25 protein-coding genes are annotated in these 21,583 nt (G+C 67.0%); 6 read left to right on the plus strand and 19 right to left on the minus strand.

Annotated features, from left to right (window positions below; genetic code table 11):
• Positions 1–49: 49 nt before the first annotated feature.
• Positions 50–844: a hypothetical protein gene (locus G7A98_RS06440; protein WP_163648665.1), complete on the minus strand. Its 795-nt coding sequence runs from the start codon at positions 842–844 to the stop codon at positions 50–52.
• Positions 845–1,040: 196 nt separating this feature from the next.
• On the opposite strand from G7A98_RS06440, the gene G7A98_RS06445 reads away from it, so the two are divergent.
• Positions 1,041–1,619 (plus strand): Fe-Mn family superoxide dismutase, encoded by a 579-nt coding sequence (locus G7A98_RS06445; protein WP_163648666.1) that lies wholly within the window; start codon positions 1,041–1,043, stop codon positions 1,617–1,619.
• A gap of 105 nt (positions 1,620–1,724) precedes the next feature.
• On the opposite strand, the gene G7A98_RS06450 is transcribed toward G7A98_RS06445, so the two are convergent.
• Both G7A98_RS06450 and galU read right to left on the minus strand, forming a co-directional pair.
• On the minus strand, positions 1,725–3,011 hold the full coding sequence (locus G7A98_RS06450; RefSeq protein WP_163648667.1) for a nucleotide sugar dehydrogenase: 1,287 nt from the start codon (positions 3,009–3,011) through the stop codon (positions 1,725–1,727).
• 3 nt (positions 3,012–3,014) lie between these two features.
• On the minus strand, positions 3,015–3,902 hold the full coding sequence (gene galU / locus G7A98_RS06455; protein ID WP_163648668.1) for a UTP--glucose-1-phosphate uridylyltransferase GalU: 888 nt from the start codon (positions 3,900–3,902) through the stop codon (positions 3,015–3,017).
• Between the two features lie 370 nt (positions 3,903–4,272).
• Here galU and ubiG point away from each other — a divergent pair, with 370 nt between their 5' ends.
• Positions 4,273–5,004 carry a bifunctional 2-polyprenyl-6-hydroxyphenol methylase/3-demethylubiquinol 3-O-methyltransferase UbiG gene (gene ubiG / locus G7A98_RS06460; protein ID WP_163648669.1) on the plus strand — a complete coding sequence of 244 codons (732 nt, stop codon included), beginning with the start codon at positions 4,273–4,275 and terminating at the stop codon, positions 5,002–5,004.
• The gene (locus tag G7A98_RS06465; protein WP_163648670.1) at positions 5,001–5,672 is read left to right on the plus strand and encodes an HAD-IA family hydrolase; all 672 of its coding nucleotides are present in this window, start codon (positions 5,001–5,003) and stop codon (positions 5,670–5,672) included. Before ubiG ends, G7A98_RS06465 begins: the two co-directional genes overlap by 4 nt.
• A gap of 22 nt (positions 5,673–5,694) precedes the next feature.
• Here the strand turns inward: G7A98_RS06465 and G7A98_RS06470 are convergent, their stop codons facing one another.
• The 14 genes from G7A98_RS06470 to G7A98_RS06535 form a co-directional block, all read right to left on the minus strand.
• Positions 5,695–6,456, minus strand: coding sequence for a YciK family oxidoreductase (locus G7A98_RS06470; RefSeq protein WP_163648671.1), 762 nt, complete (start codon positions 6,454–6,456; stop codon positions 5,695–5,697).
• A 31-nt stretch (positions 6,457–6,487) separates the two neighbouring features.
• The gene (ybgF, locus tag G7A98_RS06475; RefSeq protein ID WP_163648672.1) at positions 6,488–7,291 is read right to left on the minus strand and encodes a tol-pal system protein YbgF; all 804 of its coding nucleotides are present in this window, start codon (positions 7,289–7,291) and stop codon (positions 6,488–6,490) included.
• 61 nt (positions 7,292–7,352) lie between these two features.
• Entirely contained in the window at positions 7,353–7,901 is a 549-nt protein-coding gene (gene pal, locus G7A98_RS06480; protein ID WP_163648673.1) for a peptidoglycan-associated lipoprotein Pal, read from the minus strand.
• Positions 7,902–7,959: 58 nt separating this feature from the next.
• Positions 7,960–9,246, minus strand: a complete 1,287-nt coding sequence (tolB, locus tag G7A98_RS06485; protein WP_163648674.1) for a Tol-Pal system beta propeller repeat protein TolB — start codon at positions 9,244–9,246, stop codon at positions 7,960–7,962.
• Positions 9,246–10,325 (minus strand): cell envelope integrity protein TolA, encoded by a 1,080-nt coding sequence (gene tolA, locus G7A98_RS06490; protein ID WP_163648675.1) that lies wholly within the window; start codon positions 10,323–10,325, stop codon positions 9,246–9,248. Before tolA ends, tolB begins: the two co-directional genes overlap by 1 nt.
• 9 nt (positions 10,326–10,334) lie before the next feature.
• The gene (gene tolR / locus G7A98_RS06495; RefSeq protein WP_163648878.1) at positions 10,335–10,775 is read right to left on the minus strand and encodes a protein TolR; all 441 of its coding nucleotides are present in this window, start codon (positions 10,773–10,775) and stop codon (positions 10,335–10,337) included.
• A gap of 13 nt (positions 10,776–10,788) precedes the next feature.
• Complete coding sequence (gene tolQ / locus G7A98_RS06500; RefSeq protein WP_163648676.1) at positions 10,789–11,478, minus strand: protein TolQ; 690 nt, start codon at positions 11,476–11,478, stop codon at positions 10,789–10,791.
• Positions 11,475–11,894: a tol-pal system-associated acyl-CoA thioesterase gene (gene ybgC / locus G7A98_RS06505; RefSeq protein WP_263479148.1), complete on the minus strand. Its 420-nt coding sequence runs from the start codon at positions 11,892–11,894 to the stop codon at positions 11,475–11,477. Before ybgC ends, tolQ begins: the two co-directional genes overlap by 4 nt.
• Positions 11,891–12,928 carry a Holliday junction branch migration DNA helicase RuvB gene (gene ruvB, locus G7A98_RS06510; RefSeq protein ID WP_163648678.1) on the minus strand — a complete coding sequence of 346 codons (1,038 nt, stop codon included), beginning with the start codon at positions 12,926–12,928 and terminating at the stop codon, positions 11,891–11,893. The genes ybgC and ruvB overlap by 4 nt, the downstream gene beginning before the upstream one ends.
• 6 nt (positions 12,929–12,934) lie before the next feature.
• A complete protein-coding gene (gene ruvA / locus G7A98_RS06515; RefSeq protein WP_163648680.1) occupies positions 12,935–13,540 on the minus strand; it encodes a Holliday junction branch migration protein RuvA in 606 nt (201 codons plus the stop codon).
• Positions 13,541–13,613: 73 nt separating this feature from the next.
• Positions 13,614–14,153: a crossover junction endodeoxyribonuclease RuvC gene (gene ruvC / locus G7A98_RS06520; RefSeq protein WP_163648682.1), complete on the minus strand. Its 540-nt coding sequence runs from the start codon at positions 14,151–14,153 to the stop codon at positions 13,614–13,616.
• 42 nt (positions 14,154–14,195) lie between these two features.
• Positions 14,196–14,945 (minus strand): YebC/PmpR family DNA-binding transcriptional regulator, encoded by a 750-nt coding sequence (locus G7A98_RS06525; protein WP_163648684.1) that lies wholly within the window; start codon positions 14,943–14,945, stop codon positions 14,196–14,198.
• A 101-nt stretch (positions 14,946–15,046) separates the two neighbouring features.
• Positions 15,047–16,828, minus strand: a complete 1,782-nt coding sequence (aspS, locus tag G7A98_RS06530; RefSeq protein WP_163648686.1) for an aspartate--tRNA ligase — start codon at positions 16,826–16,828, stop codon at positions 15,047–15,049.
• Positions 16,829–16,892: 64 nt separating this feature from the next.
• Complete coding sequence (locus G7A98_RS06535; protein ID WP_163648688.1) at positions 16,893–17,165, minus strand: zinc ribbon domain-containing protein; 273 nt, start codon at positions 17,163–17,165, stop codon at positions 16,893–16,895.
• Between the two features lie 192 nt (positions 17,166–17,357).
• Between G7A98_RS06535 and G7A98_RS06540 the strand changes: the two genes are divergently transcribed.
• The 3 genes from G7A98_RS06540 (at position 17,358) to G7A98_RS06550 (ending at position 20,310) form a co-directional block, all read left to right on the plus strand.
• A complete protein-coding gene (locus G7A98_RS06540) occupies positions 17,358–18,308 on the plus strand; it encodes a D-2-hydroxyacid dehydrogenase (RefSeq protein WP_163648690.1) in 951 nt (316 codons plus the stop codon).
• A 101-nt stretch (positions 18,309–18,409) separates the two neighbouring features.
• A complete protein-coding gene (locus G7A98_RS06545) occupies positions 18,410–19,330 on the plus strand; it encodes a ribokinase (RefSeq protein ID WP_163648692.1) in 921 nt (306 codons plus the stop codon).
• Between the two features lie 35 nt (positions 19,331–19,365).
• On the plus strand, positions 19,366–20,310 hold the full coding sequence (locus G7A98_RS06550) for a nucleoside hydrolase (RefSeq protein WP_163648694.1): 945 nt from the start codon (positions 19,366–19,368) through the stop codon (positions 20,308–20,310).
• Positions 20,311–20,318: 8 nt separating this feature from the next.
• On the opposite strand, the gene yccX is transcribed toward G7A98_RS06550, so the two are convergent.
• Together yccX and G7A98_RS06560 are read right to left on the minus strand one after the other, a co-directional pair.
• Positions 20,319–20,591, minus strand: a complete 273-nt coding sequence (gene yccX / locus G7A98_RS06555) for an acylphosphatase (RefSeq protein WP_163648696.1) — start codon at positions 20,589–20,591, stop codon at positions 20,319–20,321.
• A gap of 48 nt (positions 20,592–20,639) precedes the next feature.
• The gene (locus tag G7A98_RS06560; RefSeq protein ID WP_240464689.1) at positions 20,640–21,545 is read right to left on the minus strand and encodes a YihY/virulence factor BrkB family protein; all 906 of its coding nucleotides are present in this window, start codon (positions 21,543–21,545) and stop codon (positions 20,640–20,642) included.
• Between the last annotated feature and the right edge of the window lie 38 nt (positions 21,546–21,583).

The raw sequence follows: 21,583 nt of genomic DNA on the forward strand, positions 1-21,583 counted from the left end.
GGCCTCCCTTGCCGGCGGCCGGTCATCCTGCCCCGGGACGAACGACGCATCAACCACCACGCAACGCCTCGAGCGAGGCACTCAGGGCCACCTGATTCTGCCGCAGCTCGGTCAGGGAAGCCCCCAGGTCATCCACCCGCGAGGCCAGCTTGTCGAGCTGGGACTGTCGGGCCTGTGCCGACTGGGCCAGCGAATCCATGCGCCCGGCCAGGGTATCGAGCCGGCCCGTGGCGCTGTCCTGGGAGCGCTTCAGGGTGTCCAGACGTTCGGCCACGGTCTGACGTGCCGTCTCCAGGCTGGACAGCCGTGTGGCCAGGGCCTGGCGCGCGGTGCCGCTCTGCTGTTCCAGCGCGGTCATCGAGCGCTGCACGGCATTCAGGGTATCGGCCAGCGTCGAGCGCTGCTGGTCGGCGTCGTCGAGACGCCGGTTCACGGCGTCCAGAGAAGCGCGGTCCGGCGTACGTTCATCTAGACTCTTCAGGGTCGACGTCATTTCATCCAGCCGGTCACGCAACCTGGCGCGCCCATCGTCGACCGACGCCATGCGCTTCTCGAAGGTGGCGGTGGACACGCCCTGGCTGTCATCGAGACTGTCGAGGCGCGCATGCAGATTGGACACCTGGCCGCTCAGTTCACGCTGGCTCGCCTGCCAGGCCTGACGATCCAGCCAGTAGCGGCCGGCCAGGGCCGCCAGCCCGGCCAGCAGCAGCAGGCACAGCAGCCACAATGGCCAGGTTCGGGCCCGGCGGCCGCTGACGACAGCGCGATGACGGGGGCTGAGCTCATCTTCCGGACCCGGCACGATGGGGGCGGTCAGACGGGGTTCTTGATCATGATCCGCCATGCGGTCTCCTCGTCGGTTGGGGGCGCGCCACCATGGCCGGCGCCGGTGTCCGTCAATCCCGAGTTGCGTTATCGGAATTGGCGAGCATACCCCAGGCTGCTAATATGATGCGACAACACTTAACGCAGATGCTTGGTATTGTAAGATTTTTTATCAAGGTCTGTATTCCACGGTGATTCAAGACAAGGAGTTGACCATGGCATTCGAACTTCCCGCCCTGCCCTACGAGAAGAACGCGCTGGAACCGCACATCTCCGCGGAAACCCTCGAGTACCACTACGGCAAGCACCATCAGGCCTATGTCACCAAGCTCAACGACATGACCAAGGGCACCGACGACGAGAACAAGTCGCTCGAGGAGATCGTCAAGTCCGCCTCCGGCGGCCTGTTCAACCAGGCGGCCCAGGTGTGGAACCACACCTTCTACTGGCACTGCCTGTCGCCGAATGGCGGTGGCGAGCCGAGCGGTGCCCTGGCCGAGGCCATCAACGCCAAGTTCGGCTCCTTCGACAAGTTCAAGGAAGCGTTCAACACCAAGGCTGCCGGCAACTTCGGCTCCGGCTGGACCTGGCTGATCAAGACCGACGACGGCGGTGTCGACATCGTCAACACCGACGACGCCGACACCCCGATCGCCCACGGCCAGACGCCGCTGCTGACCATCGATGTCTGGGAGCACGCCTACTACATCGACTACCGCAACGCGCGTCCGAAGTACCTCGACGCCGTGTGGAACATCCTCAACTGGGACTTCGTCGCCCAGAACTTCGGCTGATCACGACGCATCGGCCCCGCCCGGCCATCGCGGCCGGGCCCCGAAACCAGCAGCGCCCCGCAATGCGGGGCGCTGTTCGTTGGGGCGTTCGGTGGCCGGCTCGCTTCACGGATCGGCACGTCGGCCGATTCCCCGATAGACGAGGCCGCGTGCGGCCACATAGACCGGGTCATAGATGTTGCGCCCATCGAGCACCAGCTTTGCCGATAGCGTCTCGCCGAGCCGCCGCCAGTCCGGATTCCAGTAGCACTTCCACTCCGTGACCAGCATCAGCGCGTCGGCGCCCTCACAGGCCTCGTAGGGGTCCTGATCGAGCAGGGTCAGCAGCGGATGATCGCCGACCACCTGACGCAATGCCGGCAGAGCCGCCGGGTCATGCAGACGCACGTGCACGCCCTGGGCCCACAATGCCCGCAGCAGGGTCAGTACCGGTGCGTGATCGATACGGGTGGTGCCCGGCTTGAACGCCGCCCCCCAGATCGCCACGGTGCGACCCTGCAACTGGCCGTGAAAGTGGGTCCACAGCTTGCGGAACAGCGTCTCCTTCTTGTGCTCGTTGATATCGAGCACCTGCTCGAGCAGCTGGGATTCACGTCCCGTCTCGTGCTGCACGTCCGCCAGACGCATCAGGTCGCGCGAGAAGTTGGGCCCGCCGAAGCCGCAGCCCGGATAAAGATACTCGTAGCCGATGCGCGTGTCCGCCCCCATGCCCTGACGAACATGTTCCACGTCCACGCCCAGCGAATCGGCCAGACCGGCAACCTCGTTCATGTAACTGATGCGCGTCGCCAGCATGCCGTTGATCGCCAACTTGGTCAGTTCGGCGGCGCGGCGCGGCATGCGCTGGAACACCTCGGCACGGCGATTGAAGGCCCGCAGCAGCTCGCGGACCTGGTCGCCCGCCCAGTCGTCCTCACAGCCGAGCAACCAGCGCGTGGGACGCGTGAAGACCTGCCAGGCCCGCCCTTCCTCGAGCATGTCGGGCAGCACCACCGCCACCTGCGAGGCATGACGCAACAGCCCCTCGAGCGACTCGGTCTGGCCGACCGGGAAGGTGGAGTTGTTGATCACCACCAGCGGCGCAGGCTGCTGGCCGGCCACGGTATCGACGAAGCGTTCGGCCGCCTCGCGCTGATCCGGGGCCAGGGCCAGCCAGACGATATCCACCTCTTCCTCGGCCGGCAGCATCTCGACCACGCGCAGCGCTCCCGATCGGCGGCTGATCTCCAGCTGCTCGCCCACCTGGGGCTCGCGGGCCAGCCAGTCGGCCTCGGCCAGTTGCTGCCAGGGCGCATCCGGATGGGGCAGCCAGGTGACCTGATGGCCCACCGAGGACAGGGCCGCGGCGGCGGTGGCCGCGGCGAGTTCGCTTCCGTGAAGAAGGATTCGCATGGCTTACTCCTCGCCGGCGTAGCGCGCGAGCAGCGCCTGGAACCCTTCACCGAACTTGGGGTGGCGCTTGGCGTACACCAGCGTCGCCTCGAGATACCCGAGCTGGTGACCGCAGTCGTAGGTGGCGCCCTGCATGCGATAGGCGGCCACCGGCTGCGTCTCGCGCAGGCGATCGATGGCGTCGGTCAGCTGGATCTCGTTGCCGGCGCCGGGCGGCGTCTCGGCCAGCAGCGCAAAGATCTCGCCGGGCAGCAGATAGCGGCCGATGACCGCCAGCGTGGAGGGCGCCTCCTCGACACTGGGCTTTTCCACCATGCCGGTGATCGGCGCGCTGCCACCCGGGGCCGGCGTGTCGCCGTCGAGCGCGACGATGCCGTACTTGTGGGTCATCTCGCGGGGCACGTTCTCGACCATGATCTGTGCGGCACCGCTGCTCTCGTAGGCCTCGATCATGCCGGCCAGGTCGTTGCGGGCCATGCCCTCGTCGTCCACCAGCACGTCGGGCAGCAGGACCGCAAACGGCTCGTCGCCGACCACCGGGCGGGCACACAGCACGGCGTGGCCCAGCCCCAGCGCCTCGGGCTGACGCACCGCGATGATGCTCACGTCGTCCGGCACGATGGCACGCACCTCGGCCAGGAGCTCGTCCTTGCCCTTGGCCTCGAGCATCGACTCCAGCTCGAAGTGCTTGTCGAAGTGGTTCTCGATCGCCCCCTTGCTGGAGTGCGTCACCAGGACGATCTCCTTGATGCCGGCCTTGACGGCTTCCTCGACGACGTACTGGATCACCGGCTTGTCGACGATGGTGATCATTTCCTTGGGGATGGCCTTGGAGGCCGGGAGACAACGGGTGCCGAGACCGGCGACGGGGAGAACTGCCTTGCGGATCATGGGTCCCTCCTCATGGATCAATGAATCGATTATGCCAGAGCGGCATGCGGCTCGCTGCGTCCTGCAAGAGCCGCCATCAAGGATGCAGATGCCAGTCCACACCCTGTGGTTCACGAACGATAACATCGTTACGGCCGAATGGGGATGGGCCGAGACTGGATGACCGCCTCCGACATCCCGGGGCGATTCGTCACCCGGCATCCCCAAAGTCGACCGATAACGAGTAGAATGCGGGCACGCGACGCAGGCGACCCACATGGCAGACGATACCCGCCTGCGCATCGCATTCTGCATGGCGCTCCGGGATCCGGCAACTCGCCCCCGGCCCGCCAGGCATTCAGGCCGTCACCAGCCAACCGGGAGAGGCGCAATGACCCAGGGGCAGACCGACCCGCACCGCCACAATGTCGATCATCAGGAAATCGCCAAGTTCGAGGCACTGGCCAGCCGCTGGTGGGATCCCGACAGCGAGTTCAAGCCACTCCACGAGATCAACCCCCTGCGTCTGGACTTCATCGACGCGCGCGCCGGACTGGCCGGCAAGACGGTGATCGATGTCGGCTGCGGCGGCGGCATCCTCAGCGAGGCCATGGCCCACCGCGGCGCCACCGTGACCGGCATCGACCTCGGCGAGGCCCCGCTGGCGGTAGCCCGCCTGCATCAGCAGGAAAGCGGTGTCGAGGTCGACTACCGTCACGCCAGCGCCGAGGAGATGGCACAGGCCCACCCCGGGGCGTTCGACATCGTCACCTGCCTGGAGATGCTCGAGCACGTGCCGGACCCGGCCGCCGTGGTGCGCGCCTGCGCGACCCTGGTGCGCCCCGGCGGCCACGTCTTCTTCTCCACCATCAACCGCAATCCCAAGGCCTATGCCTTCGCCATCCTGGGTGCCGAGTACGTGCTGGGCCTGCTGCCCAAGGGCACGCACGAGTACCGCAAGTTCATCCGCCCCTCCGAACTGTCGAACTGGTGCCGTGCCACCGGGCTGCGGATCCGCGAGCAGAGCGGGCTGACCTACAATCCGGTGACGCGCCGCTACCGGCTCGCCCCGCGGGATGTCTCGGTCAACTACCTGATGCACTGCACGCTGGACACGCCATGAACGGCTCGCGTCGCCCCGGCAGCCCCGCGGGGCTGCTGTTCGACCTGGACGGCACCCTGATCGACACGGCCCCCGACCTGGCGCGGGCCACCAACGCCCTGCGCGCCCACCACGGCTTGCCCGAACTGCCCTATGCGGTGATTCGCGCCCAAGTCTCCAACGGCGGCAGCGCGCTGGTGCAGCTGGCGCTGGGGCTCGAGGCGGCCCACCCGCAACATGCCGAGGCGCGCCAGTTCCTGCTCGACCGCTATGCCGAGGCCGTCGCCGTGGACAGCCGCGTCTTTCTCGGGCTGGAGGCCGTGCTGGACGCCTGGTCGCGGCCGTCGCCGGCCTGGGGCATCGTCACCAACAAGCCCCGCGCCTATGCGGCACCCTTGATCGATGCCCTGGGGCTGACCCCCGGCGTGCTGCTGTGTGCCGACGACCTGCCGGTCAAGAAGCCCGATCCGGCCCCGCTGCATGCCGCCGCGCACCGGCTGGGGCTGGCCGCCGAGGCCTGCTGGTACATCGGCGATCATGCCCGCGACATGCAGGCCGCCCGTGCCGCCGGCATGACCGCCGTGGCCGTGGGTTACGGCTATCTCGATGAAAGCGAGGATCGCGAGAGCTGGCAGGCCGACCACTGGTTCGAGACCCCGGCGGCCCTGGCGTCGGCGCTGCTGGGCTGACAGCGCCCGACGCCCCGGCGCCTCACCGGGCGGGGGGCTGGGCGTCGAAGCGCTCGCCGGTGTGGCCGCGGCTGTCCGGCCCCATCAGCCACAAATAGGTGGGCATGATCGCCTCCGGCGTGCGCAGCGTCGCGGGATCCTCATCCGGCGCCGCCGCGGCGCGCATGGCGGTCCGTGTGCGTCCCGGGTTGAGACTGTTGACGCGGATGGACGTCTCGGCTTCGAGCTCGGCGGCCAGCACCTGCACGAACCCCTCGGTCGCGAACTTGGACACCGAATAGGCGCCCCAGAGCGCGCGCCCCGTGCGCCCCACGCCGGATGAGGTGAAGATCACCGACGCATCCGGCGAGGCCTCGAGCAGCGGCAACAGGGCCCGGGTCATCCAGATCGGGCCGTTGAAGTTGACCTGCATGACGCGCTCCCACAGCTCGGGGTCGTAGTCGACGAAGCGTCTCAGCCCGCCAAGCAAGCCGGCGTTGTGCAACACGCCGTCCAGCCGGCCGAATTCGCTGCCGATCCGGTCGGCGAGCTCCTGGTAATCCTTGTGAGTCGCACCCTCGAAGTTGAGGGGGAAGATCGCCGGCTGCGGACCGCCCAGCGCCTCGATCTCGTCATAGACGGTCTCGAGCTTGCCCAGAGTACGCCCGAGCAGCACCACGGTCGCCCCATGGGCCGCATAGCTCAGGGCGGCGGCCCGACCGATGCCGTCGCCGGCCCCGGTAACCAGGATCACCCGACCCGCCAGCAGCCCGTCGGGAGCCTGATAGTCGATCTTGCAGGACATGACGCCTTGCCCTCCGCTCGATGGATGATCACTACAACCCGGACTGATTGAGGAAATCCTGAGCCATGCCGGCCGCGTTGCTGTCGGGATAATCCTGAATCACCCGGGTCAGCAGCTCCTTGCCGGCATCCGGTTGCCCCTGGCGTGCCTTGAGCAAGCCCAGCTTGTAGAGCGCATCCGGCACCTTGCTGCTCTGCGGGTAGGACTCGATCACCGTATTGAACGCCTTGGCCGCCGAATCCAGCTCGGAGCGCGCCGAGTAGAGCTCGCCCAGCCAGTAGTAGCCGTTGGGGCGCAGCGGGGAATCCGGATAATCGGCGACAAATGCCTCGAAGGCCTGAATGGCCGCCTTGAAATCCCGCGCCTGAACCTTGGCAAAGGCCGCCTGATAGGCCTGCCGACCCGCCGGGCTGGATTTGCTCGCGGCACCACCGGAAGCCGTATTTTCCGGCTGCGCCGATGCGCCGTTTGCGCCATTCCCGGCATCGGGGGATTGGGCGCCACCCTCGCCGGATGTTCCACCGGCGTTGCCGCTGCCACTCAGGGCATCGAGACGCTTCTCGAGATCCAGATAGCGCTCCTGCGACAGGCTCTTCTGCTGTTCGAGCTGATAGCGCAGTTCCTCGAGCTGACCACGCAGCTCCCGGATCGTGCGCTGATTTTCCTTGAGCTGGTTGAACAGTACCAGATTGCCGCCGGGCTCCTCGCGGGCCTGGGTCTGCTGATAGAAGTTGCCCTTCCCGGCCGAAAGGTCCTCGACGACCGGCGCGGCCGATGCCATCAGCGGAAGCAGCAGGATACCGACACCGCCTAGTCCCTGCAGGGTGCGTTTCATGTTCGTCTCCGCTCGGGTACCGGCCCGGGGCGCCTACCGCTCCGGGCCCGGCATACCGTGATCAGTAAGCCACTACCACGCGACGGTTCTTGGCATAGCTCTGCTCGGAATGCCCCTCGACCGCCGGACGTTCCTCACCATAGCTCACCACGTCGATCTGCGACGGCGACACGCCCTGCACGCTCAGGAACTGCTCGACCGCCTGGGCACGACGCTCGCCCAGCCCCAGGTTGTATTCCCGCGTGCCCCGCTCGTCGGCATGGCCCTGCAGCACCACGTGAGCATCGGGATGATTGCGCAGATACTGAGCATGGGCATTCAGCACCGACTCGAATTCGGGACGAATGGTGTCCTGGTCGAAGCCGAAATAGATGGTGCGCACATCGGGGATACCGGCCTGCTGCTGCGAGCCCTCGCCACCCAGCTGGCTGCCGCTGACCTGACCGCTGCTCACCCCCTGGCCGTTGGTGCCACCCATACCGGCACCGCCGGCGGCACCGCTGCCGGTGTCGAAGCTGCCATCCTGGGTGCCGCCGGTACTGGAGCAACCCGCCATGACGGCAAGCGACAGGGCCACGGCCAGGCTCTTGGCATACGGAACGAACTTCATTGTCATCTCCTTGCTCGGGATACGAAAGATACACCCTCGGGCATGAAACAGGGTTCCATCAGTTCAGAAACGGCGACCAGGCGGGCTCGCGGACATCGCCCTGGGCTGAAGGCAGGCGGTAGGACGCCTTGCCGTCCGCCGAGACGACCCCCAGGATCCCCTGATTTCCCCGCTGGGTAGCGAAGATTACCATGGCCCCATTGGGCGCAACACTCGGCGACTCGTCCCACTGGGTGTCGGTGAGTACCGTCAGGCGGCCGGTGTCCAGATTCTGTCTGGCGACATGAAACCCGCGGCTGTCACGGTGGACCAGGAACAGGCTCTTGCCGTCCGGTGCGAAACGCCCCCGCGAGTTGTAGTCCCCGGTATAGGTCACGCGCTGGGTGCGGTCGCTGTTCAGGTCGCGACGATACAGCTGCGGTCCGCCGCTGCGGTCCGAGGTGAAGATCAGGCTGCGGCCGTCCGGCGCCCAGGCGGGCTCGGTGTCGATGGCGCCGTTGCGCGTGATGCGGGTAAGCTTGCGCGTGGCGATATCCATGATGTAGATCTCCGGCTGGCCGTCCTTGGACAGCGACATGGCCAGGCGCCGGCCGTCAGGCGACCATACCGGAGCGCCGTTGATGCCCTTGAAGTCGGTCAGCTGAACACGCTGACCGGTCGCCAGGTTCTGTACATAGATGGCCGAGTTGCCGGTTTCGAAGGACACATAGGCCAGCTTGCCGCCATCCGGCGACCAGGACGGTGACATGATGGGATCGTCCGAGCTCAGGATCTGGTGGCCGTTGTGGCCGTCGGCATCCGCGACGTGCAGCGCAAACTGCCGCTTGTCACCGGCTCCCTGCGCCGTGACGTAAGCGATGCGGGTCGAGAAGGCCCCGCGCGTTCCGGTAATCGCCTCGTAGACCTTGTCACTGATGTAGTGAGCCCCGGCACGCAGCTGGTCGGCCGAGACCGTCAGCGCCTCGCCAAGCATGCGCTTCTCGCCGTAGACGTCCATCAGCTCGAAGCGGATGCGATACTGATCCCCCTGCGGCGAGACCCGACCGACGAGCACATAATTGCTGTCCACCGAGCGCCAGTCACGAAAGTAGACCTCGTCCGCGCTGTGGGGCGTGGCGACCAGCGTATCCCGGGGCAACGGCGCAAACTGGCCGCTGCGCGACAGGTCGCTCTCGACGATACCCGACAGGTCCTCGGGAAGCTGGGCACCGTCGGTCGCGAACGGCACGATGGCGATGGGAATCGCCTGATCGCTGCCCTTGGTAATCTGGATGGTCAGGTCGGCGCTGGCCAGGCTGCTGAACAACAGCAGCCAGCCGAACAGGAGGGGAGTCAGTCGTTTCATCAGCGCACATCCTCAGGGTTGAAGTCGAGATTGAACTCGCGGAACTGGCGTTGGGCGGACGTCGGCAGCGACTGCATCTCGCGGAATGGCGCCGCCCGCTCCACGGCCTGCAGCACCGACCGGTCGAAGGCCGCGTTTCCGCTGCTCTCGCGAATGCTGGCATCGACCAGCTCGCCGGTGGGTAACAGGGTAATACGAACCACGGCACGCTGCTGATTGCCGGCGGACGAGGGAATGATCCAGGCCTGCTCGACGGCTCGCTTGACCAGATTCTTGAAGCCATTGGCGGCCTCGCTCGCCTGGCGGGCATTGGCGATCGCCTGCTCCTCGCCGGCAATGGACTGGGCCAGTGCCTGTTCGGAAGCCTGTCGCGCCGCTTCAGCGGCCCGTTTGGCCTGCGCCTCGGCTTCGGCCTTCTTGCGGGCGGCCTCCTCTGCCTGGCGCTGTTTTTCGGCTTCGGCCTTCTTGCGAGCCGCTTCCTCCGCCTGACGTTGTTTCTCGGCTTCGGCCTTCTTGCGGGCGGCTTCCTCCGCCTGGCGCTGTTTCTCGGCTTCGGCCTTCTTGCGAGCCGCCTCCTCCGCCTGGCGCTGTTTCTCGGCTTCGGCCTTCTTGCGGGCCGCTTCCTCCGCCTGACGCTGTTTCTCGGCTTCCGCCTTCTGGCGTGCGGCGCGTGCGGCTTCTTCGGCACGCCGACGAGCGGCTTCCTTCGCCTGCTCACGAGCCTGCTTCAAGGCCTGCAGCTCGGCTTCACGCTGCTTGTCGGCCTCGGCCTTCTTGCGAGCTACCGCCTCCGCCTGTTGCTGCTTCTCGGCTTCCGCCTTTCTGGCCGCCTGTTCGGCCTGGTCGGCCTTCTGTTGCTTTTTGGCTTCGGCCGCACTCGCCTGGGCTTCCTGAGCCCGCTGGGCCTTGTCGGTCGCCGTCTCGGTACGCACCAGGGTCGCCTTGACGATCGCCGATGAGGTCGGCTCGGGGTCGCTGGTCGGCCAGCGCAACAGGGTGATCGCCAGCACCCCGACATGCAGGACGATCGCCAGGATCACGGGCAGGCCGTACCCCACCCGGTTCTTCGGTCTAGCCATGGCGGTGCCTCACTGCTCGGCCGGAGGAGGATCGGAGATCAGCCCCACATTGGGGACCCCGGCCGTCTGCAGTGCACTCATCAAGGTCACTACCTGACCGTAGGCCACGTTCTGGTCGCCCTTGACCATGACCGGGGTCTGCGGCTTGCGCTTGAGAACGGCCACCACCTTGGTGCTGAGCTCGTCGAGGGTCAGCGCCGTCTCGCCATCGCCCAGCGACAGGAAGTATTCGCCGTCACGGTTGACCGACACCACCAGGGGCTCGCTGTTCTCGTCCGTCTCGATCGGCTTGGAGGCCACCTTGGGCAGCTCCACCTGAACGCCCTGCGTCATCATCGGTGCGGTGATCATGAAGATCACCAGCAGCACCAGCATCACGTCGATGAACGGGACGACGTTGATCTCACCCATGGGCTTGCGGCGCGGGCCGCGGTTGAAAGGTCCATGCATCATGACGGGCTCCTCAGGCGGCGTCGCGCTCGTCACGTCCCTGCAGATTGCGATGCAGGATGGAGTGAAACTCCTCGGCGAAGTCCTCGTACTGGCCCAGCAGGCGGCTGGCCTGAGCGGACAGGCGATTGTAGAAGATTACCGCCGGGATCGCCGCGAACAGCCCCATCGCCGTGGCGATGAGCGCCTCGGCGATCCACGGCGCCACCGTGGAGAGCGTGGCCTGCTGCGCCATCGACAGCCCCATGAAGGAGCCCATGATGCCCCACACGGTGCCGAACAGGCCGATGTAGGGGCTGGCGGAAGCCACCGTGGCCAGGAAGGTCAGGTGCAGATTGAGGCGCTCCTCCTCCCGCGACCAGGCCACGCGCATCGCACGCTGTACGCCGTCGAGGATCGCCTGGCTGCTGCGCGTCTTGGGCAGCAGCCGGTTGAATTCGCGAAAGCCGGCGCGAAAGAGATGCTCGGCGCCGTGCACCTCCTGCTCGGCGGGGATCTCGCGATAGAGTTCATTGAGATCGACCCCGGACCAGAAACGGTCCTCGAAGGTGCGATGGGCCTTGCGGGCCCGGCGCAGGACGAAGCCGCGCTGGAAGATCACCGCCCAGGAGGCGATGGACCCCACGATCAGCAGCAGCATCACCAGCTGGACCACCAGGCTGGCGTTGAGTATCAGGTGAGGGATGGAGAGAGAGTCGTTCACGGCGTCCTCGTCGGTGATTGCGGTTGTTCATTCAGGGCCGCGGCCAGGGCCGCCGGCCAGCGCGTGGGGCGAAGTCGCGTCGCGTCGACACACGCAATATCGACGTCGGCGTCGCACAGGGGTTCCCCGCCCGCCAGTACCTGCTGATGAAAGCGCACGCGACATGACGTGGCCTCGACGACCGCCGCCGTGACCTGCAGCCGGTCGTCGAGCCGGGCGGGCTTGGCATAGCGACAGGTCAGCCGGTGCACTACCAGCTGGACGCCGTCGTCGAACAGTTCGCGCTGGGTCAGTCCCGCCGCGCGCAGCCATTCGCTGCGTGCCCGCTCCATGTACTTGAGATAGTTGACGTAATAGACGATACCGCCGGCGTCGGTATCCTCGATATAGACCGTGACCGGGATCGCAAAGCTCATGCGCGCGCCTCGCTGCCGCCGTCGGGCGTGCTGCCCAGGGCTTCCAGGCCGAAGTGGCGATAGGCCTGGCCGGTGACCATCCGCCCGCGGGCGGTGCGCAGCATGAAGCCCTGCTGGATCAGATAGGGCTCGATGACGTCCTCGATGGTGTCCCGCTCCTCGCTGATCGCCGCAGCAAGACTGTCGACACCCACCGGCCCTCCGTCGAACTTCTCGATCATCGCCAGCAGCAAACGACGGTCCATGTGATCGAGACCGTGACTGTCGACATGCAGCATGTTCAACGCCTGATCCGCAATGTCGGCGGTCAGCCGCCCGTCGCCGCGGATCTCGGCGAAGTCGCGGACCCGGCGCAGTAGGCGGTTGGCGATGCGCGGCGTGCCGCGGGCACGGCGTGCCACCTCGGCCGCGCCATCACCTTCCGCCTCGATGCCCAGCAGGCGCGCCGACCGCGCCACGATCTCGGTCAGTTCATCGATGCCGTAGAACTCGAGACGCTGGACGATGCCGAAGCGGTCGCGCAGTGGCGACGTCAGCAGTCCGGCACGCGTCGTCGCGCCCACCAGGGTGAAGCGCGGCAGGTCCAGCTTGATGGAACGTGCCGCCGGCCCCTCGCCGATCATGATATCGAGCTGGAAGTCCTCCATCGCCGGATAGAGCACCTCCTCGACGGCCGCCGGCAGCCGATGGATCTCGTCGATGAACAGCACGTCGCCAGGCTGAAGGTTGGTGAGCATTGCCGCCAGGTCACCCGCCCGCTCCAGCACCGGACCGGAGGTGGACTTGATGTCGACCTCCATTTCCGAGGCGATGATGTTGGCCAGGGTCGTCTTGCCCAGGCCCGGCGGGCCGAACACCAGAGTGTGGTCGAGGCTGTCGCCCCGGCGTCGGGCCGCACTGATGAAGATATCGAGCTGTTCACGCACCCGCGGCTGGCCGATATAGTCGGCCAGCTGACGCGGTCGAATGGCGTAATCGTGGCGCACTTCACCGGCCTGTGGCGCGGCGGCTATCAGGCGATCACTTTCGATCATGATGCGTCATCCCGTGAACTGGCGCGACAGGGCCGCCTTGATCAGCGCCTCGGTGGAGAGGTCTTCCTCCAGCCCGGAGAGCAGGCGGGCCGCTTCGGTGGGCTTGTAGCCCAGCGATACCAGCGCCGCCTCCGCATCGGCGCGTGGGTCGCTCGCCGGTACCGGAGACGGCGCCTCGCCGAGTGGCAATGCCTCGTCACCGCCGGTCCAGTGCGGAAAGCGATCCTGCATCTCGACGATCAGCCGCTCGGCCGTCTTCTTGCCGACGCCCGGCAGCCGGGTCAGCGCCTTGACGTCGTTGTCCATGACGCAACGAATGAACTGATCCTGTTCCATGCCGGACAGGATCGCCAGCGCCAGCCTGGGGCCGACCCCGTTGACCTTTATCAGAGCGCGAAACAGGGCCCGCTCGGGCTCATTGATGAAGCCGTAAAGCAGGTGCGCATCGTCACGAATGCTGAGGTGGGTATGGAGCTGAACGGTCTCGCCGATCCCGGGCAAGGCCAGCAGCGTGTTCATCGAGGCTTCCAGTTCGTAACCGACGCCCTGGACATCGATGACCAGCCAGGGGGGCTGTTTTTCCAGCACGGTGCCTCGCAGGCGTCCAATCATGCACTTGCGTCCCTTGGTATGACTGGGGAATCACTATACTGATCGCCCCCGCGGCTGGCCAGCAGCGTCCGGATCAGGTATCGGGCGTGAACTCGCGCCACGCCTGTCGACCGCCGCGCCGACGTCCACGGCGTGCTTCCGGCAACAGCCCGCGGCTGGCATAGGCGTGTGTCAGGGCGATGGCCAGGGCATCGGCGGCGTCCTCCGGGGGCGTAGCATTGAGCGACAGCAGTGCCATCACCATGTGCTGGACCTGCGCCTTGTCCGCCGCGCCGGTGCCGGTCACCGCCTGTTTCACCTGGCGGGCGGCGTACTCGTGGACCGGCAGACCGTGGTTGGCGGCACACACGATCGCCGTGCCCCGGGCCTGCCCCAGCTTGAGCGCCGAGTCCGGGTTGCGCGCGAGAAAGACCTGCTCGATGGCGAATACCGCGGGGGCATGCCACGCGATCAGCTCGGCGACCCCGGCGTAGACCTGGGCCAGCTTCTGAGCCAGCTCGCCGGGCTGGATGCGAATGCAGCCACTGGCCACATAGGCCGGGCGTGCGCCCGAGACATCCAGCACGCCGTAGCCGGTAATTCGCGAGCCCGGGTCGATCCCCAGCACGATCATCGCCCCCTCCCCGGTCCGGCGGCCGGCGAACCGGGATCCGGGTCACTCCAGCTCGGCGAGCACGTCATCGGTAAAGTCCGCATTGGAATAGACGTTCTGCACGTCGTCGAGATCCTCGAGACGCTCGAACAGCTTGATGACCTGGCGTGCCACCTCGCCATCGGCAATGGTCGAGTAGCTCTCGGGGAACATTCCCACCTCGCTGCGCTCGGGATCCAGCCCTGCGGTCGCGAGCGCATCCTTCACCACGCCGAAAGCCTTCGGCGTGGTGATGACCCCGATGGCCCCGTCATCGTGAGTAGTCACGTCCTCGGCGCCGCCTTCCAGCGCCGCCTCCATGATCGCCTCCTCGTCGCTGCCGGCGGGAAAGCTCAAGCGCCCCTGCTTGCTGAACAGAAACGCCACCGACCCGGTCGTGCCCAGGTTGCCACCGTGCTTGTTGAAGGCGTGGCGCACGTCGGACACCGTGCGATTGCGGTTGTCGGTCAGGCACTCGACGTAAATGGCCACCCCGTCCGGCCCGTAACCTTCGTAGACGGCCTCCTCCATGGTGTCGTCGTCGCCGGTGCCGGCGCCCCGATCGACCGCACGCTGGATGGTGTCCTTGGTCATGTTGTTGGCCAGCGCCTTGTCGATGGCCGCCCGCAGCCGCGGGTTGTCCGCAGGCTCGCCGCCGCCTTCGCGCGCCGCCACGGTCAGCTCCCGGATCAGCTTGGTGAAGACCTTGCCCTTCCTGGCATCCTGAGCGGCCTTGCGGTGCTTGATGTTTGCCCATTTGCTGTGGCCAGCCATGAAAAAAGCCTCCTGATCAACAAGACCGGCGCCGCTGGGATCAGGGGCGCCGGTGTGAATGGGAGAAAATCGGCGTCGTCGCCGACGCTAGCCCCTCGGGCTCACGAGGCGTCGTCGCCGACCTTCGGCTTGTGACGCAGCCGGATGTTGAGCTCCTTGAGCTGCTCGGCGCTGACCTCGCCCGGGGCGTCGGTCATCAGGCACGCGGCACTCTGGGTCTTCGGGAAGGCGATCACCTCGCGGATGGTCCGCGCGCCGGTCATCAGCATCACCAGCCGATCGAGGCCGAACGCCAGGCCGCCGTGGGGCGGTGCACCGAACTTCAGGGCGTCGAGCAGGAAGCCGAACTTCTCGTTGGCTTCTTCCTCGCCGATGCCCAGCACGTCGAGAACCGCACGCTGCATGGCCTGGTCGTGAATACGGATCGAGCCGCCGCCCAGTTCGGTGCCGTTGAGCACCATGTCATAGGCCCGCGACAGCGCCTCGACGGGATTGGCCTTGAGCGCCTCGACGTCGCAGGACGGCGCCGTGAACGGATGGTGCAGCGCCTGCAGGCGCGCACTGCCGTCATCCTCGAACATCGGGAAGTCGACCACCCACAGCGGTGCCCACTCCCGGGTATAGAGCTCGAGATCCTCGCCCAGCTTGACGCGCAGCGCGCCGATCGCCTCGCTGACGACGCGCGCCGTGTCGGCGCCGAAGAAGATGATGTCGCCATCCTCGGCACCCACGCGATCGAGCAGCGTCTCGATGATGCCGTCCATGAACTTGACGATCGGCGACTGCAGGCCCTCGAGGCCCTTGGCGCGCTCGTTGACCTTGATCCAGGCCAGCCCCTTGGCGCCGTAGATGCCGACGAACTTGGTGTACTCGTCGATCTCCTTGCGGGTCAGGCGGGCACCGCCCGGCACCCGGAGCGCCGCCACACGGCCGTCGTCGGCCCGGGCCGGGCCGGAGAATACCTTGAAGTCGACATCCTTCATCAGGTCGTCGACATCCACCAGCTCCAGAGGAATGCGCAGGTCCGGCTTGTCGGAACCGTAGCGACGCATGGCCTCGGCGTAGGGCATGCGCGGGAACTCGGGCAGCTCGACGTCGAGCACGTCCTTGAACAGCTGACGAATCATGCGCTCGGTGATGCCCATGATCGCATCCTCGTCGACGAACGAGGCCTCGAGGTCGATCTGGGTGAATTCCGGCTGACGGTCGGCGCGCAGGTCCTCGTCGCGGAAGCACTTGGCGATCTGGTAGTAGCGATCCAGCCCGGACACCATCAGCAGCTGCTTGAACAGCTGCGGCGATTGCGGCAGGGCGAAGAACTGCCCTTCGTGGGTACGGCTGGGCACCAGGTAGTCACGGGCGCCCTCCGGGGTGGCGCGGGTGAGAATCGGCGTCTCGATGTCGAGGAAGCCCTCGCCCTCGAGGTAGGCGCGCACGCTGTGGGTGATCCGCGAGCGCAGCCGCAGCTTGTCGATCATCTCCGGGCGACGCAGGTCGATGTAGCGGTGCTTGAGACGCACCTCCTCGCCGACCTTGCCGTGCTCGTCGAGCTGGAACGGCGGCGTCGCGGCGGTGTTGAGCACCTCGACATCCTTGGCCAGCACCTCGATCAGGCCGGTGGGCATGCCCGGGTTCTGGGTCCCCTCCGGGCGCATACGCACGCGCCCGCGAATGCGCAGCACGAATTCGCTGCGGGCACGGTCAGCGCTGGCGAAGGCCTCGGGGGTGTCGGGATCGACCACGACCTGAGCGATGCCGTCGCGATCGCGCATGTCGAGGAAGATGACCCCGCCGTGGTCACGGCGGCGGTGGACCCACCCGCAGAGCGTGACCTCCTGATCCACCAGAGTCTCGTTCAACTGGCCGCAATAATGGCTGCGCATGTCAAATCCTGTTCCGTTGCTATGTAGGGTGTGCCACCGCCGGCCGCCGCCGGCGGGGTTGTTGTCAGGCCGAGGCCTTGCCGTTCGTCGCGGCCCCCGACGACGTGGCATCGCCGCTCTTGCCGGAATCGCCGGCCAGGTTGCGCTTGGTGCCGCCCGCCTTGAAGTCGGTCTCGTACCAGCCGCCGCCCGCCAGCCGGAAGCCGGCCGCGGACACCAGACGCGACAGCTCGCTGGCCTCGCAGGCCGGACAGTCCGTCAGCGCCGGCGCGCTGATCTTCTGCAGCTTTTCCAGACGATGGCCACAGGCCTTGCACTCATATTCGTAGATGGGCATCGTTCTAATCACTCTGTGACGGAATCTTGACCGCAGGCCCTGACACGGGCCCGGCGATTCCCGATATGTGGCCGCTCGCCGTGCTTTCCAAGCCTGCCGCGAAAGCCGCATATTATAGCGTGCTGCGGCCCCCGGCGGGCAAGTTATGCCCGCCCTGGCCGCCAATGACGATCTGCCGAACAAGGGAACCGCATGAAAGCCGTACTGCTGGACGCCGCCACGCTGGGTGACGACATCGACCTCGAGCCGATCCGCCGCCATGTCGACAGCCTCGACGTGCATGACCTCACCCGCCCCGACCAGTGCCGCGAACGCCTGGCCGGGGCTGAGGTGGCCCTGGTCAACAAGGTGGTGCTCGACGAGGCCCTGCTCGCCGAGCTGCCCGATCTGCGGCTGATCTGTGTCCTGGCCACGGGCACCAACAACATCGACATGGCCGCCGCCGAGCGTCACGGCATCAGCGTGCGCAACGTCACCGCCTACGGCACGGCCAGCGTCGCCCAGCACACCCTGATGCTGATGCTCAGCCTCGCCAACCGGCTGCCCCGCTACCAGCACGACCTGCGCAACGGTGCCTGGCAGCGCGCCCCGATCTTCTGTCTGCTCGACCATCGCACCCTGCAGCTCGACGGCAAGCGCCTGGTCATCGTCGGCAGCGGCGAGCTCGGCCGCGCCGTGGCGCGGCTCGCCGAGGCCTTCGGCATGGACGTGCGCTTCGCCGCCCGCCCCGGCAACGAGGCGCACGACACCCGCCCGTCGCTGGCCGACCTGGCCCCCGAGGCCGACATCATCAGCCTGCACTGCCCGTTGACCGAGGCCACCCGGCACCTGATCGACGACGCCCTGCTCGCGCGCCTCAAGCCCGACGCCCTGCTCGTCAACTGCGCGCGCGGCGGCATCATCGACGAGGAAGCCGCCCTCTGTGCCCTGCGTGAAGACCGCCTGGGCGGCCTGGGCGTCGATGTCCTGCCCGACGAGCCGCCTCGCGACGGCCATCCACTGCTGGAGGCACTGGTCGAGCCGCTCAACCTGATCGTCACGCCGCACAATGCCTGGATCAGCCCCGAGGCCCGGGCGAATGTCGTTGCCCTTACGGTGGAAAACCTCAAGGCCTATCGGGCAACAAAAGATAAAGGGAAGTAGGAACTTGAGATAACGGTATAAAAAGACCCCGGCTTGCCCACCCCTCGTGACGCTCGCTACGCTGTGGCGCGTGGCGAGGCCAAGCTGCCCGCGGAGGCCCCATGCTCTTCAACTATGGTTCGGTCAACATCGATCACGTCTACCGGGTCCCGCACCTGGTCAGGCCCGGCGAAACCCTGACCAGTCACGGCTATCGCCAGGTACTCGGCGGCAAGGGCGCCAACCAGTCGCTGGCGGTGGCCCGAGCCGGCGGCCAGGTCACCCACTGGGGGCGGCTCGGCCAGCACGATCGCTGGGCGCTAGAAACACTCGCCAGTGCCGGCGTCAATACCGTGCATATCGAGCTGACCGCCGAGCCCAGCGGCCATGCCCTGATTCAGGTCGACGATCACGGCGAGAACGCCATCATCCTCCATCCCGGTGCCAACCACGGCTTCACCGATGCCCGCCTCGATGCCCTGATGACCTCCGTGCAGCCGGGCGACTGGCTGCTGCTGCAGAACGAGTGCAACGCCCTCGAGCGCCTGATCAATCGCGCCGTCGCCCGGGAGCTCAATATCGCCTTCAATCCGGCCCCGATGGGGGCCAGCATCCTGCGCCTGCCGCTCGAGCAGTGCCGACTGCTGTTCCTGAATCGCGGCGAAGCCGCCACCCTCGTCGGCCGCGAGGACGAGGACGATCTCGACGGCCTGCTAACAGCACTGCGCCAACGCCTGCCCGGCTGCGAGGTGGTACTGACCCTGGGCGGCGACGGCGTCTGCTACCAGGATGACGCGCGGCGGCTGCACCTGCCGGCCCATCCGGTCGAGGCGGTCGATACCACGGCCGCCGGCGACACTTTCATCGGCTATTTCATGGCGGCGCGCCAGCAGGGACAGGCCATCGTCCCGGCCCTGCGCCTGGCGAGTGCCGCGGCCGCACTGTGCGTCCAGCGCGAAGGGGCGGCCCCCAGCATCCCGGTCGTCAGCGAAGTGACCGAGGTCACTCGCGACTGGGATGCGCTGCCGCTCGACGAAAGCTGAAGGTTCTTCCATCGCCTCAACGCAAGGAGTCCTGCATGGCGACACCCATCATCTTCGATACCGACCCCGGCGTGGATGACGCCCAGGCGATTGCCATCGCCCTCGCCCACCCCGACATCGAGCTGCTGGGGCTGACCACCACCTTCGGCAACGTCGAGGTCGAGACGGCGACTCACAATGCCCTGCTGCTCAGCGAGCTGGTCGGCCAGTCGATCCCCGTCGCCCAGGGGGCCGCGGCACCACTGGTCAAGCCCAAGGCGCCGGCACCCGCGCACATCCATGGCGCCGACGGCCTGGGCAACATCGACCTGCCGGCCGTGACCGGCAAGCCGCAACCGGTGAGCGCCGCCCAGTTCATCGTCGACACGGTGAACGCGCGCCCCGGCGAGGTCACCCTGGTCGCCGTGGGGCCGCTGGGCAATCTGGCGGCCGCCCTGCAGCTCGACCCCGGCATCGTCGACCGGGTCAGGCGGGTGGTGATCATGGGCGGATCGATCCGCGAGGGCGGCAACGTGACGCCGGTCGCGGAAGCCAACCTGTACAACGACCCGCACGCCGGGGCCCGGGTCCTGACCGCCGGCTGGCCATTGACCCTGGTGGGGCTCGACGCCACCCACCGCTGCGTGCTCGACCCCGAGGCCATGGAGCGCATCGCCGCAGCCCAGGGCGAGCTGGGCCGCGTGCTCGCCGAGAGCTATACCTTCTACAAGGATTTCTACCGGCAGGCCCTGGGCATCAATGGCTGCTGCCCGCACGACAGCTGCTCGCTGGCCTGGCTGATGAAGCCGGAGCTGTTCACGACCCAGCGTGGCCACCTGAATGTGGTGACCGAAGGCCCCGCCATGGGGCAAACCGTTTTCGCGCCCGAAGGGCGTCCGTTCATCACCGAACAGTGGTCCACCACCCCATTGGCCGAGGTCTGCCTGAATGCCGACGGCCCGGCCGTGATCGACTGGATCGTCGAAACCCTGGGCGGCTGAGCTGCTGCCTAGTGTGTCGTGAAGTCGTCGTGGGGCTGCCAGTCGATATCGACCGCTTCGACATGGGCCACCTGCGCCGCCGGTGGCCCCTGCCACAGCCAGTCCACGACGCTGTCCACGGCCTCGCGATGGCCACACAGGACCACCTCGACGCTGCCATCCTCACAGTTCACCGCGTAGCCCGTCACCCCGGCTTCCCGGGCCTGAGACTGGGTGGCAGCCCGAAACCACACGCCCTGGACCTTGCCGGTCACACGTGCCTGTACACAACGCTGGCTCATTCGTCACCTCCTGCTAATCCTGCCGCCGATCGCCAGTGCAGCGCGGCATCATCCATCCAGCAGCTCGCGTCGCACGCGCACGGCAACGCCACGAGGCTGTATCACCCGGCCCCGGGATTCGTAGTGCGCCCGGGTCAGGGCCACGCCGAACAAAACGATAAGGGAACTGTAGTAAACCCATAACAGCAGCAACACCAGTGACGCCGCGGCGCCGTAGGTCGATGCGGTGGCGGTATAAGCCAGATAGACCGCAATCGCGTAGCGCCCCAGGGAAAAGAGCACGGCCGTGATCACCGCTCCGGGCAGTACATCCCGCCAGCCGAGCACCACGTCGGGCAGCACCCTGAACAGGGCCGCGAAGAACAGCGCCGCGACGAGCAGCGAAACCGCCAGCTCCCCGCCACTCAGCAGCCGCTCGCTCCAGGGCAGCCAGTCGCCCAGAAAATGGAAGGTGCTGCGCAGCGCCACCCCCAGCACCAGCGAGACCAGCAGCACGAAACCGATCGACAGCACCACCGCCAGCGACAGCAGGCGCTGCTTGATCCAGATCAGCAGGCTGCTGCGCTGCGGGTTGGCGGTGACGCCCCACAGCACGTTGAACGAATACTGCAGCTGGGCGAAGACCGTGGTCGCGCCGATCAGCAGCACTCCTACACCCACCAGCGCCGGCAGCCGGGCCGACATCGCGGGCCGCGCCGCCGCCACGGCACGACGGACCGCGTCCGCCGCCTCGGGGCCGACCAGCGTCTGCAGATGGGCGACGATCTGCCCCTGGGCGGCCGGTTCGCCGAGCACCACCCCCAGCACCGCGACCGCGATGATCACCGTGGGTGCCAGCGAGAACAGCGTGTAGAAGGCCAGCGATCCTGCAAAGCTGAACGCATTGCTGGTCAGCCACAGGGTGATGGCGGCGCGCACGATGGTCGCGGCACGACGAAGCCGTTCGACAGGCACGAGAGACTCCCGACACGAGAAGAACTCCCAGCATAATC

Origin of the sequence: Modicisalibacter sp. 'Wilcox', assembly GCF_010993675.1 — a bacterium.
Lineage (GTDB): Bacteria > Pseudomonadota > Gammaproteobacteria > Pseudomonadales > Halomonadaceae > Modicisalibacter > Modicisalibacter tunisiensis.